Origin of the sequence: Rickettsiella endosymbiont of Litargus connexus, from assembly GCF_964277335.1 — a bacterium.
In the GTDB taxonomy this organism is placed as follows: Bacteria; Pseudomonadota; Gammaproteobacteria; order Diplorickettsiales; family Diplorickettsiaceae; genus Aquirickettsiella; species Aquirickettsiella isopodorum.
Map to the genome: position 1 here is coordinate 489,240 of NZ_OZ195516.1, position 18,443 is coordinate 507,682.

The following is an 18,443-nucleotide window of genomic DNA, read 5'->3' on the forward strand; positions in this document are numbered from 1 at the left end:
ACCTCTATTGCGACCATAATGGCTAAACAATAGGAAGATAGATAAATTAATGTATCGAATCAAACTTTCAATCAGCATTGTTGTGTATGGAGAAAGCTTTTTACAAATTAAAGATTGTCTTTTAAGCCTACTGAGTGCAATGCCACCAGCTATTTCTTATGAAATTACGTTAGTAGATAATGGCGCTTTAGAATTACAAAAAAATAATGCTTTGGCGATAAGCATTAAAAATTTTTTTGTGAATTTACCTATTGATTATATTGTATCCTCTAAAAATGGCGGTTATGGCTATGGTCATAACCAAGCTATATTTAAAAGTGATGCCGAATATCACCTTATTCTTAATAATGATGTTTATTTAATGCCGGATTCACTGAAAAACGCATTTGATTTTATGCAACGACATCCGTACGTTGGTATGTTAGTTCCAGATGTTTATGATATGAACGAGAAAAGAGTACACCTTTGTCGACATAACCCTAGTCTTTGGATAAGTTTTTTGCGTCGTTTTGCGCCGAATTTTTTTAAAAAAATATTTCATAAACAGTTAAATCACTTTGAAATGCAAGATAAAAATTATAACGAAGTGATGTTTAAGCTAAGTAATCCTACCGGTTGTTTTATGTTTTGTCGATTGGATCTGCTCAAACGTTTAGGAGGTTTTGATGAGAAATTTTTTATGTATTATGATGATTCCGATTTGGGTCGGCGTATGGCAAGCATTTCCCAAATAGCTTATTCACCAAGCGTTAGAATTAAACATGTTTGGCAAAGAGCGGCTTATCAAGATAAACAGATGGCATGGATTGCAAGTAAATCAGCTTTATATTACTCCTGGAAATGGTTGTTAAAATAATAAAGTAGACGGTAAGTTTTTTAAATAAGTATAATTTTTATCTTTGGAGGATATTATTGGTGCTTGCGAAGGCCAATCAATCGCTATATTAGGATCAGACCAAAGTATCCCTTGTTCAGCGTCAGGATTATAGTAATCACTACATTTATAATGAAAATCGACTATGTCACTCAGTACACAAAATCCATGAGCGAACCCTTTGGGTATAAAAAACTGGTAATGGTTTTCATCGTTTAAAATTACACCAAACCATTGCCCGAAAGTAGCCGATTGAGTTCGGATATCCACAGCAACATCAAATACGCTTCCACGGATGACCGTGATTAATTTGTCTTGCGGTTGTTTAATCTGATAATGTAGACCACGTAATACATTTTTCCTTGAACGAGATAGATTATCTTGAACGAAATAAATATCTTTTTTTAGTAGACGTTGATAACGCTCTGCCTGAAAAGTTTCTAAAAAAAAGCCTCGTTCATCTGGATACGATTTAGGATCGATTAAAATTAAATCTTGGATCGATGTGGGAATAATTTTCATAATTCTCTTTTAAGGATATCGAGTAAATAATTACCGTAACTACTGTTGAGTAATTTATGTGCAGAAATTTCTAGGATTTCATCACTGATAAACCCTTTGCGCCAAGCGATTTCTTCTAAACAAGCTATCTTTAAGCCTTGTCGTTTTTCGACTACTTGCACGAAATGGGAAGCTTCCAATAAAGCATCATGGGTTCCGGTATCTAACCAGGTACTGCCACGATGGATCAGTTGGTGTGAAAGTTGACCTTGCATTAAATATTGACGATTGACATCGGTAATCTCTAATTCACCACGTTTAGAAGGCTTAATATTTTTAGAAATATCAATGACTTGATTATCATAAAAATAAAGACCCGTAACCGCCCAATTGGACTTAGGGAGCTTGGGTTTCTCTTCAATATCAATTAAGTGATGGTATTTGTCAAACACCGCGACACCATAACGTTCGGGATCATTGACAAAATAACAGAAAATCTTAGCCCCCTTTTGTTGTCCAGCAGCAGATTTTAAGATCTCGGAAAATTTTTCTCCATAAAATAGATTATCACCTAAAATAAGTGCTACTGAATCTTTGCCAATAAATTTTTCACCTATAACGAAAGCCTGGGCTAAACCATCAGGATTTTCTTGGGTTAAATAATGGAGATCGATCCCCCATTGTTCACCCGTCCCAAGCAAACTCTGATATTGGGACAACGCTTCAACGGTGGTAATGATTAAAATTTCTTGAATGCCGGCCAACATGAGAGCGCTAAGCGGATAATAGATCATGGGCTTATCATAAATTGGTAATAATTGCTTACTAATTCCTTTGGTTATGGGATGTAGACGAGTACCTAAGCCGCCTGATAATATAATACCTTTCACTGCTAATTTTCCTTGTTAATTTTTGCTTAAATAAAAATTTTAACGTGAGTTTTAAATGTTTTCTAGTGTAAGGTATATTGAACCTTATTAAAATAGCTTATGACCATGATGTCTAAACCTTCGGTATTAATTAATATCGTCCTTTATCACGCCGACAAGAACAAAATATTAGACCTCATTGAGGTTTGTTCTCAATATGAAAAAACGAAAATTTTACTATTTGATAATAGTGAAGATTCACAATCCTTTGAGATCGATGACAATAAGAATATTATCTTATTTAAAAGCCCCCAAAATGTCGGTGTAGGAGGGGCACATTATACCGCTTGCAAAATGGCGGAAGCAGAAAATTTTGATTTTTTGCTATTTTTAGATCAGGATAGTCAGTTATCCTCGGGATTTTTAAAGAATATGCTTTCAGGATTTTATCGATTACAAAAAATCCACTCTCGTTTGTGTGCTATTGGTCCCTCATGGAGTGATCCTGAGCTTGGAAAGTCAAAAACTAGAGCATTATTAAAAGATAAGATAAGAACCTTCTTAAAAGCACCAAATTTAAAACAGGTATTAATTAGTTCAGGAATGTTAATTTGGGTACCTACTTTAAAATATATTGGCTATCCAAAAAAAGAATATTTTATCGATTTAGTAGATACCGAATGGTGTTTACGGGCTTTATACAAAAATTACCAGATATTTATGTTATCTGATGTACAGATGTTGCATAGAATAGGTGAAGTCAAAAAATGGAGTAAATTACGTGTTCAATATGAAGAACCTATTCGTTATTATTATTCTCTACGGAATAGTTTGTTGTTGTTTCATGAAAAAAATATCCTGCTCTCCTACAAAATTTTAATTTTACTAGGAAATTTGTTTAAATTAAGAAAAATAATTTTTTCACCGGCACCTATAAAAAGTTTTATTGCAGCTTGTCGAGGTATTAAGGATGGATTTTTATTAAAAAAAATATCAGCTAAATAGTTAAATATTATCCCATGGAAAAAATTGCATGTCTGAACCCCGCATATTAATTAATATTGTACTTTATAATTCAGATAAAAATAAAATATTAGAGCTTATTCGTATTTGTTTGGACTATGAGCAGGTAAAGATTTTATTATTTGACAATGCATCTGATAATCATAGCTTGAATTACATTGATTCTGAAAAAGTTATTTTATATAAGAGTACTAAAAATGTAGGAATCGCGGGCGCACATTATTATGCTTGTGAAATGGCTGAATCAGAGAATTTTGATTTTGTGCTTTTTTTAGATCAAGATACTCAACTTCCCGAATATTTTGTTAATAGTATGATATTAGAATTTTATCAATTACAAAAAATACATTCTCGTTTGGTAGCCATTGGGCCTTTATGGAAAGATCCTAGAGTTTATGATTGGTATCAAAAGAAATTTAACAAATTTAACAAATTTAAGAAATTTAAGAAATTTAAGAAATTTGTGAAAAAAGTATTGAACAAAAGATTTAAAATTACAAGCAAAATAGATAATATATATAGGGTAAATAATGTTATTATTAGTTCTGGGATGTTAGTTTTAGTGAAGTCTTTAAAGAATATTGGCTATCCTAAAAAAGAGTATTTTATTGATTTAGTTGATTTAGAGTGGTGTTTGCGTGCACTTTCTAAAGATTATCATGTTGAAAGATTAAAAAAAATTCAGATTCAACATACTATTGGTGAAATTAAAATAAAAAAAAATAGCTTTATGCTTTATCAAAACCCCATGCGGTATTATTATGCAATACGGAATAGCTTTTTTCTTTTTAGAGAGAAAAAATATCCGTTTGATTTTCGTTTTTTTATATTGATTCGGAACATATTGGAAATTAAAAAAATACCCTTTGTTCCTGAACCTAAAAAAAGTTTATTAGCTGCTATCAGAGGTATAAAAGATGGTATTTATAAAAAATCTAGCGAGATAAATTAACTAGTGAGATTATTTTAGTGTCTTTTTCTGGAAAAATATTATTAACAGGTGCAAATGGGCAAGTAGGTAATGAAATTGTCAATTTAGCAAAAAATCGTAACTTAAAATTATATTCTTTTACGCGCACGCAACTTAATATTACAAATCTCGAACAAATTGAGTATGTATTAGCGACAATTAAACCCCATTATATTATTAATGCTGCAGCTTATACGGCAGTTGATAAAGCTGAAAAGGAAAATAAACTTGCTTTTAGTATAAATAGTTTAGGGGTTGAAAACTTAGCAAAAATTGCTCAAGAATACGACATACCTTTATTGCATATTTCTACGGATTATATTTTTGATGGTCAAAAAAAAAATGTTTATCTTGAAGAAGATGAGGCTCAACCCTTGTCTGTTTATGGTAAAAGTAAATTAAGTGGTGAAAATTTGTTAAGGGAAATTTGGCATAAGCATATCATCTTGCGAGTAAGTTGGGTATTTGGGTCTTACGGTAATAATTTTGTTAAAACTATTCTTCGTTTGGCAAACGAACGAACCGAGCTAAGAATCATTGCCGACCAAAAAGGCGCTCCCACCTATGCAGGGGATATTGCACAAACCTTGCTAAAAATAGTAAAATTTTTATATAGTAATCAGTTTGAATGGGGCACTTATCATTATACGGGAACACCTGCATTGAGCTGGTATGAATTTGCTAAGAAAATAATCGATGACGCGCAACAACTAAATCATTTAATGGTAAAAAAAGTGATACCTATTGCTACATTAGACTATCCTAGTATTGCACTTAGACCGGCTAATTCTGAATTGTCTTGCGATAGGATTACACGAGTATTTGATATTAAACCCAATAATTGGTTTTTAGGTTTGAAAAAGGTAGTAAAGTCTTACTATGGTATATAAACCTAAAAATATTTTAGTCACCGGAGGTGCGGGTTTTATTGCCAGTCATTTTGTGCGTTATTATCAAACCCATTATCCGGAAATATTTATTGTTAACCTTGATAAATTGACTTATGCAGGATCCTTAGATTATTTAAAAAATTTAATCTTTCCTGCTCAGCATCATTTTGTACAAGGAGATATACTCGACAGTCATTTAGTGATGAGTTTATTGAACGATTTTAAAGTAGATACAGTGATCCATTTTGCAGCGGAAACTCATGTCGATCGTTCGATTAACTCACCCGAGAAATTTATACAAACTAATATCTCGGGTACATTTATTTTATTAGAAGCATGCCGCAAATATTGGTTAGAAAATTTAGGTTTAGGTAAATGGGATTGTCGTTTTCATCATATTTCTACTGATGAAGTATACGGAAGTTTACAGAAAGATGAGCCTGCTTTTACTGAGCTAATGCCTTACCGACCTAACTCTCCTTATTCAGCCAGCAAAGCTTCTTCTGACTATCTGGTGCGGGCTTATTATAAGACCTATGGACTTCCTATTAGTTTAACTAATTGTTCGAATAATTATGGACCTTTTCAGCACAATGAAAAATTTATTCCTACCGTTATAGATTGTTGCTTACAACAAAAATCTATTCCTGTTTATGGTGATGGTTCTAACATCCGGGATTGGCTTTATGTAAAAGACCATTGTCGTGGAATAGATAGAGTGATTCGTTATGGTAAATTAGGAGAAAGTTACAATATTGGTGGCAATACTGAATTAACTAATCTAGAAGTAATAGGTATTATCTGCAAGGTATTAAGCAATATTAGACCTATGAGCTATAAATATACAGATCTAATAACTTTTATAAAGGATAGGGCTGGGCATGATTGGCGTTATGCAATTAATGCAGAAAAAATTAGAAAAGAATTAGACTGGCAACCCCAAGAGACCTTTTCTTCAGGCATTTTAAAGACATTGTCCAAATATGCTAAAACTGCAATATGTTAATATTGTTTTTCAATTCCTATGGTGGATCACTAGCCAATTTATGAATGGTGGTACCAATCTTCTTCTTTTGCAATTTTAATTACTGGCACAACGGGTTCTATTTTACCCACCATGACTCTTTCGTAGTGTTTTTTTCTTGGAGAAAGTAACTTATGGACTACAACCACACTGTCATAAAAACTAATAGATTGTAGCCATTGAAATATAAATTTATCTGATTCAGAAAAAATTTGGTCGAATTGAGGATCATTAATATGGTAAAAATTAAGTAAGTCAGCAAATTTTTTGAAAAATTCAATTGCTGAGTTGTCACCTAAGTAAGAACCACCATGACTTTTCCAATAAGAAGCATGTAAATCTTCTATCAAAAAAATACCGCCAGGTTTTAACTTAGAGAAAAGTAATCTAAATGTTTTAATGATATCTGAGCTGATGTGTGAACCATCATCAATAATGATGTCAAATTTTATTTTGTTAAAGTGTTTGGCAATTGCTTGTTCATCAGTAATATCAAAATTAAAAATATGTATGTTATTTTCTAGGCTTAGATTAGCAATGTTAGGATCAATATCTACTCCAAAAAGTTCAGCATTTTGCAGATACTTATTAAAAATCTGTAAAGTACCACCATTTTGAATTCCTATTTCTAGAATTTTTGAATTATTGCCCCTATATCGTTCCATGCAGCTATCATAAATATCAAAATAATTAACCCATTTGTCTGAAACATTTTGATTGTGTTGATAAAAAATATCTTTAAATTTTAAGTTTTTTGAGGGAATAGTGGAATATGAAGTATCGGGGGTGTAATTAAAAAAAGGTAAAAATTTACCAAGTGTTCTATGAGCAGATTTAAAAAAACGTTTAAAAATTTTGATCATATTTTTTTCATCCAAGGGTAAAAAAAACTTAAAATTTTTTAAAATCTTAATTATTGTTAATAACTAGATTTTACTTCGTTTAAGAAATGGTTAGTCTGGCTAACGTTAAGCTCTTAAGGAAATTATTGCAATCATCGTATAAGAATTATAGCATAGAGCAGGAAATATGTATTTTTTTTAGCAAAATTTTATTTAACTAAAAGGATTTTAAAAATTGAATCAAAAAGCAATTTTTCCACATTATCGATTAGGTAGGACAGATTATTTTCTGGGAGGAATGCTACTTTTTTTCTGCTATTTTGCTTTTTTTCATGTTGATATACTTGTTACAGGCTGGAATTCCTTAAATTATTTATATGGCAAACCACTTGATTTTTATGAGAACTGTAAAAAAATTCAAGGTCAAGGTGTTCTGGCGTATGCTAATTATCCGCCATCCATCTATGCAATATTTGCAGTGTGGCTTTATCCATTTAAATTTTTAGGCCTAATAAAATCTCCCTTTTATTTCTCTTATTATTTAGTTTATTGGCTTAAACTCTTAACCACATTATTCTATATTGCTACGGCCGTAATTTTTTATCAAATAACACAACTATATCAGCAAAGTAGAAAATGGGGAATTTATGCCGCTTGGCTTTGGCTAACTTCACCTATAGCAATATTTTCACAATTCATTTTTTCGCAATATGATATTTTCTATGTATTTTTAAGTTTATTTGGGTTTTTCACTTTTTTAAAAAAACAAACTTATTGGGCCTCTTTTTTATTTGGATTAGCAATTACATTTAAATATTTCCCTTTTTTTGTTTTTATTCCATTATTATTTTTTTTCGAAAAAAAAATTTTAAAGTTAATTTTATGTGGATTGATTTTTTCATTACCTACGTTTTTGATTCAGATATTATATTTTCACTCGCCAATCTATGTTTCTGGTGTATTGGATTTTCCTGTAATTGCCCGTGTTTTTTCTTCAGGCTTAATATATAATGGACAAAAAATATATTATATCTTTGCAATTTTTTCGGTATTAGCGGGTATTTCGTATTATTTAGATAACGCTCATAATTATAAAAAAATAGCTGCATTTATTTTTCTATGTTCAAGTATCTATCCATTTCTATTTATGTTATGGCACCCTCAGTGGCTAATATTTATTACGCCCTCCATCGCATTGACTACCGTTTTAAGTAACCCATTTAAAATTTCAAAATTTTTAATTTTTGATTTATGCGCTATGTTTTTTTTTATAGCCTATATTGTTCTAGCGTTTCAAGATAATGTCGATTTAGAAATGTTTAGAGCTGAATTATTAAATTTATCTTTTGTACAGTTTCAGAATTTAGGCGTTCTATTTAAGCTATTTAAAGGATTTAGTGCCAATGTTTATTTATCTTTATTTTGGGGTTATTTAATTTTACAACTGATTCTTAAATTTAAATTAATTTATAATAAAGATATCGATGCGGCTTATTCATATCGTATGATTAGACAAAGGTATTATATAGGGATATTTATTTTTCTTATTCCTGCGATTTTTATGATTATAATTAATATCAATAATAACGATTTTTATATAGTAAGTACTAATAAAGGAAAAACTTTTGGTGAGCTAACATCGGGTAGAATTTTTGAACAGAAATTTTTTGCTAAAAAAACAAAACTTAAACAGATAGATTTATTTATTTCTGCTCCTTTAAGAGAGAATCATAATTTTATTCAGTTAGAAATTTTGAATGGAGATCGTAAACAATTAGCTGTTTTTAAACGCCGAGAAATGCTTTTGCAAGATAATGCTTGGGAAACATTTACATTTACATCGATTAAATTAAAAAAAGGAAAACTTTATTTTTTACGATTAACCGCACCCAAAAGTTTTAAGAATAATGCCATTACATGGTTGGCTTCTGCAAAGCCCCAATATATACGAGGAGCTATCGTTGATGGAGTTCAACAAAATACTGATTTTACATTTAAATTAAGATTCGAAAATAGTTAAGTTACGATAGTTGGCAATAAGGATATTTTTTAATAGAAAGGAGGATTATGAAAGCGGTTATATTAGCGGGAGGTGCAGGTACGCGGATTAGTGAAGAAACCAGCTTGCGACCCAAACCGATGATCGAAATAGGGGGCAAACCTATTATTTGGCATATCATGAAAATTTTTTCAACTTTTGAGATCTATGATTTTGTTATCTGTTTAGGCTATAAAGGATACTTAATTAAAGAATATTTTTCTAATTATTATTTGCATACATCAGACGTTACGTTTGATATGAATCAAAATCGCACCATAATCCATCAAAACAATTCTGAACCATGGCGAGTAACCTTAGTGGATACGGGTGAGCATACTATGACGGGGGGGCGTCTAAAAAAATCGTTACCTTACCTTGATGATGAAGATTTTTGTTTTACCTATGGTGATGGTGTTGGAAATATTGATATTCAATCTCTCATTCATTACCATCGGCAACAAAAAACTTTAGCGACCTTAACGGCAGTACAAACATTAGGCAGATTTGGTGCTTTGGACATTATTGGTAATAAAGTAAACGCTTTTAAAGAAAAACCAAGAGATGAAGGTGCTTGGATTAACGGTGGATTTTTTGTTTTATCTCCCAAAGTATTTCAATATATTGATAACGATTATACTGCGTGGGAACAAAAACCTTTAGAAGCGTTAGCTCAAGAAGGTCAGTTATCGGCTTTTTTCCATAATGGATTTTGGCATCCTATGGATACCTTACGTGACAAACAGACTTTAGAAACATTTTGGTCTCAAGGCAAAGCACCTTGGAAAATTTGGGAAACACCCTCGGTTGCAAAAAATACTATTTCGGTCTAATGACAGATACTACGATGAAATTTTGGAATGGAAAAAATGTATTAATCACAGGACATACGGGCTTTAAAGGAACTTGGCTTTCTTTATGGTTACAGTCTTTAGGCGCTAATTGTGTCGGTTTTTCACTAGAACCGCCTACTAAACCTAACCTTTTTGATAGTGTTCAGCTTTGCAAGAGCATGATGAGTATCATTGGAGATATAAGAGATTTTGAATTAGTTCAAAGGGTATTAAAAAAACACCAGCCAGAAATTATTATCCATATGGCCGCTCAGCCATTGGTTAATTTTTCCTATCAAGAACCATTAATGACCTACTCCACAAACATCATCGGAACGACTAATCTTTTGGAGGCGGCACGGTTCACAGATTCGATTAAAGCAATAGTTAATGTTACTAGTGATAAATGTTATCAAAATCAAGAATTAGATCGAGGTTATCATGAAGAAGATAGTTTAGGTGGTTATGATCCTTATAGTAGCAGTAAAGCCTGTTCGGAATTAGTGACACAAGCCTATTCCTATTCCTATTTAAAAAATAAAGAAATTAATATTGCTACTGCTCGAGCAGGGAATGTTATTGGAGGCGGAGATTGGGGTCAGAATCGTCTCGTTCCAGATGTCGTAAAGGCTTGTATAAAACAAAAAAATATTTTTCTACGTTATCCAAATGCTTTACGGCCTTGGCAACATGTATTAGAGCCATTGTATGGATACCTTACATTGGCTAAACAATTATTTGAATCTCCACCCTCCTTTACTCAAGCTTGGAATTTTGGACCTAATGAAGAGCAGGATAGAACCGTGAGTTGGCTTACTGATGCACTCATCAAACATTGGGAAAGTGGAATAAAATGGATTCAAAATACGAGTGAACAGCCCTATGAAACGAGTTTACTTCGCTTAAATTCCACTAAAGCAAAAGAGTTTCTGGCTTGGAAAAGTCAGTGGCCTATAGAAACAGCGATAGTCAAGACGATTGAATGGTATAAAAATTATTTAAAGGAAAAAAATATGCAAGAAATCACACTGGCACAAATAGATGAATTTCAGAAAAACTTCGTTTAATTTCATAATGTTAGCTAAACCGATTCTATTTTTTGAATTTCTAAAAGAAAATTTTGAAGCAAGAAAACAGTTAATAGCATTTATAGTGGTTGGGGGAATAAACACTTTATTTGGGTATGGAATTTATGCTTTTTTTATTTTTATAGGATTTCATTATCTCTATGCAAGTTTATTCTCAAAATTATTTGGATTTATATTTAGTTTTTTTACAATGGGTAAATTAGTTTTCAATAAATTAGAGATAAAACGGATTAAAAAATTTATTGTGTTTAATATTATTACTTATTTGTTATTTATTTTGTTAATTAAACTTATTAGTTTATTTGGAGTTAATGCGTATATAAGTGGTTTAATAGCAAGTGGATTAATGGCAACTCTATCTTACTTAATCAATAAATATTTGGTTTTTTTATAAATCAATTATGGAGAGAAAAAATGACTTATCCAGTAATTAATAAATTAATAATTCAGCGATCACAATGAAATTAATTTCTATTGTCATACCTTGTTATAACGAAGAAGATAATGTGGTTTATCTATATGAGGAAATAAAAGAAATTTTTAAACAATTCCCTCATTACCAATATGAATATCTATTTATTGACAATGATTCAAAAGATAAAACGGTAGATAGATTAAGACAACTAGCGCTTCAGGATTGCCATGTGAAAATAATAATTAATACACGTAATTTTGGACATATCCGATCACCTTACTATGGATTATTACAAACCAATGGAGATGCTTCGATCTTAATTGCAGCGGATCTGCAAGATCCACCGAAAATGATTTATGATTTTATTTTAGCTTGGGAGTCAGGCTATAAGATTGTGATTGGTATTAAAGAAAAAAGTGAAGAATCAAAAATTATGTTTGCAATTAGAAGGCTATATTATAAATTTGTTACCGCTATTGCCGAAGTTGATTTAGTCAAAAATTTTACCGGGTTTGGTTTATATGATCGAGCCTTTTTGAATATAATAAAAAAAATTGATGATCCTTATCCTTATTTTAGAGGTTTTATATCTGATATTGGTTTTGTAAGAAAGGAGATTTCTTATACTCAACCCATTAGAAAACATGGCGTGACAAAAAATAATTTTTACAGTTTGTATGATACGGCTATGCTGGGTATTACTAATTATTCAAAATTGCCTATTCGTTTGGCGACGATTGGTGGATTTTTTTTATCAATTTTTAGCTTTTTTTTAGCGATATTTTTTTTGTTGGCAAAATTATTTTTTTGGAGCGCATTTAGTATGGGGATAGCGCCTATTTTATGTGGCTTATTCTTTTTTTTCTCAGTGCAGTTATTTTTTATTGGATTATTAGGAGAATATATAGGATCGATACATACTAAAATAATGAAACGACCTTTAGTGGTTGAGGAAGAGCGAATTAATTTTAGTATAAATCAGAAAAATAATAGTCAAAATGAAAAAGTCACTTCATAATCGATAAATATTTTTATGCCTGATAATCTGCTAAGTAAAGACTTAAATGACATACTTTCACAAACATTAACCATATGGAATGAATTAAAAGATCAACGTATTTTTATCACTGGAGGAACAGGATTTTTAGGAACTTGGATTTTAGAAAGTTTCGTTTGGATAAATAAAAAATTAAAGTTAAATGCAGAAGCAGTTATTTTGACAAGAGATGCTGAAAGTTTTTTAAAAAAATGTCCTCATTTAATCAATGATAAATCACTCCAGTTTTATGAAGGGAATATACTAGATTTTAAATATCCCAAAGGTAAATTTTCATATGTAATACATGCTGCAACCGATAGCAATTATACAAGAGTTTCTTCGTGGGAGATGTTGGAGACGATTATTGAGGGTACTAAACATACGTTAGAATTTGCAAAAAATAGTAGTGTTAAAAAATTTCTTTTTATTAGTTCAGGTGCTATCTATGGAAAGCAATCTGGAGTGGATGTAATTAATGAAAGCCATCTTTCACGATTAGAAGCAACTGGATTAATGCCTTCCTATGCGATAGGTAAGTTTATTGCTGAATATATGAGTAACTTATATGCGAGAGAGTATCAATTTGATCTAAAAATTGCACGCTGTTTTTCTTTTTTTGGCCCTTATGTGCCTTTGAATTTGCATTTTGCAATTGGTAATTTTATTCACAATCGTTTGAAAAATGAAACTATTCTTATAAAGGGTGATGGTCACTCTTTTCGATCTTACTTATATATCGCAGATGTATGCATTTGGCTATGGACTATTCTTTTTCAGGGTAAAAATTTAACCGCCTATAATGTCGGTTCCCACGAAAAATATTCCATAGAAGAAATGGCTCATAGGATAGCGAATTGTATGGAACCAAAAGTTATGATTAAGATAGTTAACAATAATATAAAATCTAGCATTGCCGAGGATAATTACATTCCAGATATTACTTTAATTAAACAGCATTTAAATTTAGCACCACGAATTAACTTTGTGAATGCCTTAAATTTGACTATGGAATGGTTTCGTAAAAAATATCAATTGAATGAATTTTTAATTTAATCTATAAATTTTTTATGCATGATCTTATTCAACAATCAAAATCGGTTAGAAAACATATTTTAGAAATGATTTATACTACACGCGCTTCTCATATAGGGAGTTGCTTTTCGGTAGTGGATATTTTGAATATTTTATATGCGAAAATTTTGGATGTTGATCCAGCATATCCTAAAAAACCAGATCGAGATTTTCTTATCATGAGCAAAGGCCATGCGGCCGCTGCCCTCTATTCAATCTTAGCTTATTATAATTTTATTTCTATTCGAGAATTAGTAGAATATTGTAAGAATGGTAGTCGACTTGCTGGACATATAACCACTCATGTTCCAGGTGTGGAGTTATCGACAGGTGCATTGGGTCATGGATTATCTGTCGGTTGTGGAATTGCTTTAGCGACTCATAAAAAGGTTTATGTCATTCTAAGTGATGGAGAATGTGATGAAGGCTCAATTTGGGAGGCTGCTTTATTTGCACCTCACCATAATTTAAAAAACTTAACCATTATCATTGATTATAACAAAATACAAAGTTTTGGTTTAACTAACGCGGTATTAAATTTAGAACCTTTTGCAAATAAATGGCGATCATTTAACTGGGAAGTTTTAGAAGTGGATGGACATAATTATGATGCATTGGAACGAGCTTTTGTTTATCAAGCGAATTTACCTAAAGTCATTATCGCTCACACGGTTAAAGGTAAAGGAGTTAGTTTTATGGAAAATACTTTGATTTGGCATTATCGATCACCTGACGAAATGCAATATGAAGCAGCATACAAAGAGCTTTCGCAATGAGAAATCAATTTATTCAACTTTTATGTACCTGGGCAAGAGAAGATGAAACTATTTATCTCTTAACTGCCGATCTGGGTTTTTCAGTACTTGAACCTTTTTCCCAAGAATTTCCCAAGCGGTTCATTAATGTGGGTATAGCTGAACAAAATATGATTGGAATTGCAGCGGGCTTATCATTAAGAGGAAAAAAAGTTTTTGTTTACAGTATTGTCAATTTTGGAACTTTACGTTGCCTCGAGCAAATTCGCAATGATATTTGTTATCACAACGCTAATGTGGTGGTTACTATTGTCGGCGCAGGGTTGGCTTATGGGCTAAATGGTTACACACATTTTGGCATAGAAGATTTGGCTGCTATGTTACCCTTACCAAAAATGAAGGTGTTCAGTCCTGCCGATAATTTTGAATTAGATGCTTGTATGAGCTATATAAAAAAAAATTCTGGTCCGAGTTATCTTAGATTATCTAAGGGAGGAGAACCTCTGCTGCATTCAGATTATTTTGATATTGAAGCAAGTTTCAAAAGTGATATATTTTCCGAGATTAATATTATTTGTCATGGAACGGTACTATCTGAGGTTATAAAAGCAAAGCTTCTTTTAAAAGAAAGTTATAATTTGAATGTAGGCGTGTTTTCTATGCCTTTACTAAAACCTTTTCCAATCAGCAACTGCTTGAATTTACTTCGACGTAGCAGACATATTTTTCTTATTGAAGAGCATATGCCGTTTGGTGGAATGAATAGTTTGGTGGCAAGCTTAGCTGTCAGTTTGGGTCCAGATTGTCCTCATATTCATAGTTATGCCCTAGATGAAAAAGTTGTGCATTTAGTGGGCGATCAAGCATATCTACGTTGCTCTGTTGGATTAAATGCTGAAAGTTTATTAGAATCTATTTTGAGGGATTTATCTATTTCTGCCAAACTAGAAGTTTAGGATTACTTAACTTTCATTATAATTTATATCCTGCAGTTATCCGGTTCCCAACATTTAATCCAATTTTAATTTTATCAAAGCCAATTAAAGAGCTTAGCCATTTTAATTGTTTTTTGATAGTTAATGGTAAAGGGGTGAGACGTAACCAATAATTAAAAGAATAGTGGTTGATAAATGCTTTTGAGCCAATGTTATCAAAATTAGCACGCTTAAAAAGTTCGCAAATACTTTTCTTGGAAAATAATTGCATATGTTCAATATCGATTATTGGAGATTTCTTACCGAGAATTCGATTTATAAAACTATTGTAGTCGTGAGTGACGGTAACAAAAGCCCCATTGGGTTTTAATAATCGTTGCGCTGCGCACGCTATTATCAATGGATCATAGACATGCTCCATTGTCATAAAGCAACAGATAAGATCAAATGAACCAGGATCAAAGTTTTTTTCTTGGAAAATTTCTTTTCGTAACCAAGCTTGGCGGTGTTTAGGGGCAGATTCAATTGCTGCAGAAGAAGGTTCGATGCCGATTAGTTCTACAAACCCCTGATTTTTTAATAATTCCAGAAATATTCCTGTGCCTGAACCGATTTCAAGTACTTTCTGTTTAATTTTTAAATTTTCTAGGATAGGCTGTATTGTTTTAATATAAGCAAATGCTGCGTCATCCGCTTCTTCGGCACTATCATACTCAGAAATATGATAGGCATTAGCCAAATGATTTTCATTAGGTGGATGGTTAGCATAAACTAGCTCACAGAGCTTACAACGAATCAAATGATGACACATAAATTCAGGCTCTTTACGCGATGCGTAACTAAATCTAGAGATTCGTTTTTCATCAATATTTTCTTTTTGAAAAAGTATTGCATCTTTGCTAGAAGATTTACAAACAGGGCAAGATCGTTGGGAGGACATAAAAAAACTCTTATCTATGGTTTGAATGTCGTAGTATTGGTAGGTTTGGTAGCCGTGACTGAAAATCCTAGTGGATCAAAGTGAGATTTAATTTTCAATTTTATTGTTAGGTGCGCCAGAATAAAAAATAATAATAAATTGGGTAAAAGAATTAATCCAATAGGAAAGCTAAGTAACATTAGTTTTTTCTTTTTCGGTAAAAGCATACTTTGAACTACACATAAAATTTTATTAAAAATTACAGCAAAATCATTACCTCTTGTTTCTATCTTAATATCAGCAAAACCTTTATCGAAGAAAAGTTGCTCGAGAGCTTCAGGTGTAAAACGAAAGTAATCATACGGTAGGTGATGCCTTCGAGCTGACCAAGGAACGGTTAATATAAGTTTACCATTGGGGGCTAAACACCTAAAAATTTCACTTAAAAAAGTTTCTGTATCAAAAATATGCTCTAAAACTTCTATGCATAACGCATGATTAAATCTGTTTTCAGAAAATGGAAAAATTCCACCCGAATAATAAATGATTTCGTCATTTTTTTTCATATTGAAATCTTTAGAGGCATGAGTATCCAAACCGATATAGTTAACATCCTTACCTAAAAAGCTTTTCCATGGAGAATTTCCAGCGCCAATGTCAAGCACTGAATTACAAATATTACCTAATTTAGGGCGTAGAAAGTCAGTAATAGTTTTGAGCTGTAAATCAAATAAGCAACGGATGTAGAAAAGGATAGGATTATCTATGGGAGAAGTGACTGGAATGGGTTTTAATTGCTCTTCAGGGTTAAAAGATTTTTTTTTAAGACGCATACAATTTACCATTTCATCCTTTAAATAAAAAATTGAAGCCAAAAATTTTTTTCCTAAATTCTTATATTATACAATTTCCTTGGGAGTAAAGCGGATTCCATAATAGTTTCCGAAACCAAAATAAAAAGTTTAGAATTGGAGAAGTTAAACAATTTTCTCCAAAATAATTGTTTCATCTCTATCTGCACCAGTGGAAATAATGACTATCGGTACGCCAACCAATGCTTCGATACGATTTAAATAAGTCTGGGCATTTTTTGGTAATTTGGCTAATTCTTTAATCGGCGTTGTCGGTGTTTGCCACCCAGGGAGTTCTTCGTACAGTGGAATGCATTGTGTGAGATCTTCTGGATTTAAAGGTAAGTCGGTGAGTACCTGAGATCCTAATTGATAGGCAGTGCAAATTTTAATGTAAGGTAATGTATCCAATACATCCAGTTTAGTCAGACATAAGCCAGAGACGCTACTTAGCTGGATTGCACGGCGCAATAAAACTGTATCTAACCATCCACAACGACGTGGACGTTTGGTAACACTCCCGTATTCATTCCCGCGATCTCTAAGAGTATCTCCGTCTTGATCTTGCAATTCCGTGGGAAAGACGCCATTCCCAACACGCGTGCTATAGGCTTTGCTGACACCTAATACATAATCAAAACAACGGATTCCTAAACCGCTACCTGTAGCTGCAGAACCGGCAATGGTATTCGATGAAGTGACAAATGGATAAGTGCCTTGATCGATATCTAAAAAGGTACCTTGTGCCCCTTCAAATAATAAGGCTTTCTTTTCTTCATGATATTTTGCTAAGAGTGCAGGGATATCGGTAATGAGAGGAACTAACTGTTTACCTAATGCTAATAAATGCGTACAAGCTTTCTCGTAATCTATCGTTTGAGCCTGATAATAATGATCAAGTAAAAAATTGTGATAGTGGAAAAGTATTTTTAATTTTTCAGCGAATTGCTGCGGATGGAAAAAATCACAAAGCCGTAAACCACGTCGCGCTACCTTATCTTCGTAGGCAGGTCCTATCCCACGTTTTGTTGTTCCAATGGCATTTTTTCCGCTTTTTTCGCGTGCTTCATCGAGTGCGATATGTGTGGGTAAGATAATAGGACAGGTTGCACTGAGTTTGAGACGTTGGCGTGCAGGAATGCCTTGCTGTTCTAATTCTTCCATTTCTTTGAGTAGAGCTTCCGGTGAAATCACCACGCCATTCCCAATTAAACATTCTACTCCTGCATGTAAAATTCCAGAGGGAATTAAACGTAGAATAGTTTTTTTTCCTTGGATAACTAAAGTATGTCCGGCGTTGTGTCCTCCCTGAAAGCGTACGACTGCTTTAACATGTTGTGTGAGCAAGTCAACAATTTTTCCTTTCCCTTCGTCGCCCCATTGGCAACCCACTATAATGATCGTTTTTGTCATGATTTAAAAAACACCCAATAACAAATACTTTGATACGTTAATTAAACTAAAGAGAAAAGATAGTGGCATAATTCGTACTTTCTTCATGCGGTT

At 32.3% G+C, this 18,443-nt stretch carries 19 protein-coding genes; 13 read left to right on the forward strand and 6 right to left on the reverse strand.

The features are described from left to right. Positions 1 to 49: 49 nt before the first annotated feature. Positions 50 to 856 (forward strand): glycosyltransferase, encoded by an 807-nt coding sequence (locus tag ACICP9_RS02120; RefSeq protein ID WP_395498454.1) that lies wholly within the window; start codon positions 50 to 52, stop codon positions 854 to 856. Here the strand turns inward: ACICP9_RS02120 and rfbC are convergent. Together rfbC and rfbA are read right to left on the reverse strand one after the other, a co-directional pair. Further along, the gene (gene rfbC / locus ACICP9_RS02125) at positions 848 to 1,396 is read right to left on the reverse strand and encodes a dTDP-4-dehydrorhamnose 3,5-epimerase (protein WP_395498456.1); all 549 of its coding nucleotides are present in this window, start codon (positions 1,394 to 1,396) and stop codon (positions 848 to 850) included. The genes ACICP9_RS02120 and rfbC overlap by 9 nt on opposite strands. Further along, positions 1,393 to 2,265 carry a glucose-1-phosphate thymidylyltransferase RfbA gene (rfbA, locus tag ACICP9_RS02130; protein WP_395498458.1) on the reverse strand — a complete coding sequence of 291 codons (873 nt, stop codon included), beginning with the start codon at positions 2,263 to 2,265 and terminating at the stop codon, positions 1,393 to 1,395. Before rfbA ends, rfbC begins: the two co-directional genes overlap by 4 nt. A 105-nt stretch (positions 2,266 to 2,370) precedes the next feature. Between rfbA and ACICP9_RS02135 the strand changes: the two genes are divergently transcribed. From ACICP9_RS02135 to rfbB, 4 genes are read left to right on the forward strand one after another with little or no spacing between them, the layout of a single operon-like run. Continuing rightward, a complete protein-coding gene (locus ACICP9_RS02135) occupies positions 2,371 to 3,249 on the forward strand; it encodes a glycosyltransferase (RefSeq protein WP_395498460.1) in 879 nt (292 codons plus the stop codon). Between the two features lie 28 nt (positions 3,250 to 3,277). Beyond that, positions 3,278 to 4,219, forward strand: coding sequence for a glycosyltransferase (locus ACICP9_RS02140; RefSeq protein ID WP_395498462.1), 942 nt, complete (start codon positions 3,278 to 3,280; stop codon positions 4,217 to 4,219). A gap of 17 nt (positions 4,220 to 4,236) precedes the next feature. Further along, a complete protein-coding gene (gene rfbD, locus ACICP9_RS02145; protein WP_395498463.1) occupies positions 4,237 to 5,127 on the forward strand; it encodes a dTDP-4-dehydrorhamnose reductase in 891 nt (296 codons plus the stop codon). Beyond that, on the forward strand, positions 5,117 to 6,133 hold the full coding sequence (rfbB, locus tag ACICP9_RS02150) for a dTDP-glucose 4,6-dehydratase (protein WP_395498464.1): 1,017 nt from the start codon (positions 5,117 to 5,119) through the stop codon (positions 6,131 to 6,133). The genes rfbD and rfbB overlap by 11 nt, the downstream gene beginning before the upstream one ends. 38 nt (positions 6,134 to 6,171) lie before the next feature. On the opposite strand, the gene ACICP9_RS02155 is transcribed toward rfbB, so the two are convergent. Next, positions 6,172 to 7,014, reverse strand: coding sequence for a methyltransferase domain-containing protein (locus ACICP9_RS02155; protein ID WP_395498465.1), 843 nt, complete (start codon positions 7,012 to 7,014; stop codon positions 6,172 to 6,174). A gap of 214 nt (positions 7,015 to 7,228) precedes the next feature. Here ACICP9_RS02155 and ACICP9_RS02160 point away from each other — a divergent pair, with 214 nt between their 5' ends. The 8 genes from ACICP9_RS02160 to ACICP9_RS02195 all read left to right on the forward strand — a co-directional run bounded on the left by ACICP9_RS02160 (position 7,229) and on the right by ACICP9_RS02195 (position 15,188). Next, positions 7,229 to 9,013, forward strand: coding sequence for a glycosyltransferase 87 family protein (locus tag ACICP9_RS02160; protein WP_395498467.1), 1,785 nt, complete (start codon positions 7,229 to 7,231; stop codon positions 9,011 to 9,013). A 47-nt stretch (positions 9,014 to 9,060) separates the two neighbouring features. Beyond that, a complete protein-coding gene (rfbF, locus tag ACICP9_RS02165; protein WP_395498469.1) occupies positions 9,061 to 9,864 on the forward strand; it encodes a glucose-1-phosphate cytidylyltransferase in 804 nt (267 codons plus the stop codon). Positions 9,865 to 9,878: 14 nt separating this feature from the next. Continuing rightward, positions 9,879 to 10,931, forward strand: a complete 1,053-nt coding sequence (gene rfbG, locus ACICP9_RS02170; RefSeq protein ID WP_395498471.1) for a CDP-glucose 4,6-dehydratase — start codon at positions 9,879 to 9,881, stop codon at positions 10,929 to 10,931. 7 nt (positions 10,932 to 10,938) lie between these two features. Beyond that, complete coding sequence (locus ACICP9_RS02175; protein WP_395498473.1) at positions 10,939 to 11,346, forward strand: GtrA family protein; 408 nt, start codon at positions 10,939 to 10,941, stop codon at positions 11,344 to 11,346. Between the two features lie 64 nt (positions 11,347 to 11,410). Then, complete coding sequence (locus ACICP9_RS02180; protein WP_395498475.1) at positions 11,411 to 12,385, forward strand: glycosyltransferase family 2 protein; 975 nt, start codon at positions 11,411 to 11,413, stop codon at positions 12,383 to 12,385. A gap of 15 nt (positions 12,386 to 12,400) precedes the next feature. Further along, positions 12,401 to 13,459, forward strand: a complete 1,059-nt coding sequence (locus tag ACICP9_RS02185) for an NAD-dependent epimerase/dehydratase family protein (protein ID WP_395498477.1) — start codon at positions 12,401 to 12,403, stop codon at positions 13,457 to 13,459. A 14-nt stretch (positions 13,460 to 13,473) separates the two neighbouring features. Then, on the forward strand, positions 13,474 to 14,253 hold the full coding sequence (locus tag ACICP9_RS02190) for a transketolase (protein WP_395498479.1): 780 nt from the start codon (positions 13,474 to 13,476) through the stop codon (positions 14,251 to 14,253). Further along, complete coding sequence (locus tag ACICP9_RS02195; RefSeq protein ID WP_395498481.1) at positions 14,250 to 15,188, forward strand: transketolase family protein; 939 nt, start codon at positions 14,250 to 14,252, stop codon at positions 15,186 to 15,188. Before ACICP9_RS02190 ends, ACICP9_RS02195 begins: the two co-directional genes overlap by 4 nt. Before the next feature lie 16 nt (positions 15,189 to 15,204). Here ACICP9_RS02195 and ACICP9_RS02200 read toward each other — a convergent pair whose 3' ends face one another. The 3 genes from ACICP9_RS02200 to ACICP9_RS02210 all read right to left on the reverse strand — a co-directional run bounded on the left by ACICP9_RS02200 (position 15,205) and on the right by ACICP9_RS02210 (position 18,350). Further along, positions 15,205 to 16,107 carry a class I SAM-dependent methyltransferase gene (locus ACICP9_RS02200; RefSeq protein ID WP_395498483.1) on the reverse strand — a complete coding sequence of 301 codons (903 nt, stop codon included), beginning with the start codon at positions 16,105 to 16,107 and terminating at the stop codon, positions 15,205 to 15,207. A 14-nt stretch (positions 16,108 to 16,121) separates the two neighbouring features. Beyond that, the gene (locus tag ACICP9_RS02205) at positions 16,122 to 16,919 is read right to left on the reverse strand and encodes a class I SAM-dependent methyltransferase (protein ID WP_395498485.1); all 798 of its coding nucleotides are present in this window, start codon (positions 16,917 to 16,919) and stop codon (positions 16,122 to 16,124) included. A gap of 144 nt (positions 16,920 to 17,063) precedes the next feature. After that, positions 17,064 to 18,350: an adenylosuccinate synthase gene (locus ACICP9_RS02210; RefSeq protein ID WP_395498487.1), complete on the reverse strand. Its 1,287-nt coding sequence runs from the start codon at positions 18,348 to 18,350 to the stop codon at positions 17,064 to 17,066. Positions 18,351 to 18,443 lie beyond the last annotated feature (93 nt).

Coding starts and splice junctions, on each gene's coding strand:
- rfbB (WP_395498464.1), top strand. CDS start 5,117: ATGGTATATAAACCTAAAAATATTTTAGTCACCGGAGGTGCGGGTTTT.
- ACICP9_RS02185 (WP_395498477.1), top strand. CDS start 12,401: ATGCCTGATAATCTGCTAAGTAAAGACTTAAATGACATACTTTCACAA.
- ACICP9_RS02205 (WP_395498485.1), bottom strand. CDS start 16,919: ATGCGTCTTAAAAAAAAATCTTTTAACCCTGAAGAGCAATTAAAACCC.
- ACICP9_RS02180 (WP_395498475.1), top strand. CDS start 11,411: ATGAAATTAATTTCTATTGTCATACCTTGTTATAACGAAGAAGATAAT.
- ACICP9_RS02210 (WP_395498487.1), bottom strand. CDS start 18,350: ATGACAAAAACGATCATTATAGTGGGTTGCCAATGGGGCGACGAAGGG.
- ACICP9_RS02195 (WP_395498481.1), top strand. CDS start 14,250: ATGAGAAATCAATTTATTCAACTTTTATGTACCTGGGCAAGAGAAGAT.
- ACICP9_RS02120 (WP_395498454.1), top strand. CDS start 50: ATGTATCGAATCAAACTTTCAATCAGCATTGTTGTGTATGGAGAAAGC.
- ACICP9_RS02190 (WP_395498479.1), top strand. CDS start 13,474: ATGCATGATCTTATTCAACAATCAAAATCGGTTAGAAAACATATTTTA.
- rfbF (WP_395498469.1), top strand. CDS start 9,061: ATGAAAGCGGTTATATTAGCGGGAGGTGCAGGTACGCGGATTAGTGAA.
- rfbC (WP_395498456.1), bottom strand. CDS start 1,396: ATGAAAATTATTCCCACATCGATCCAAGATTTAATTTTAATCGATCCT.
- ACICP9_RS02155 (WP_395498465.1), bottom strand. CDS start 7,014: ATGATCAAAATTTTTAAACGTTTTTTTAAATCTGCTCATAGAACACTT.
- ACICP9_RS02175 (WP_395498473.1), top strand. CDS start 10,939: ATGTTAGCTAAACCGATTCTATTTTTTGAATTTCTAAAAGAAAATTTT.
- rfbG (WP_395498471.1), top strand. CDS start 9,879: ATGAAATTTTGGAATGGAAAAAATGTATTAATCACAGGACATACGGGC.
- ACICP9_RS02140 (WP_395498462.1), top strand. CDS start 3,278: ATGTCTGAACCCCGCATATTAATTAATATTGTACTTTATAATTCAGAT.
- ACICP9_RS02200 (WP_395498483.1), bottom strand. CDS start 16,107: ATGTCCTCCCAACGATCTTGCCCTGTTTGTAAATCTTCTAGCAAAGAT.
- ACICP9_RS02135 (WP_395498460.1), top strand. CDS start 2,371: ATGATGTCTAAACCTTCGGTATTAATTAATATCGTCCTTTATCACGCC.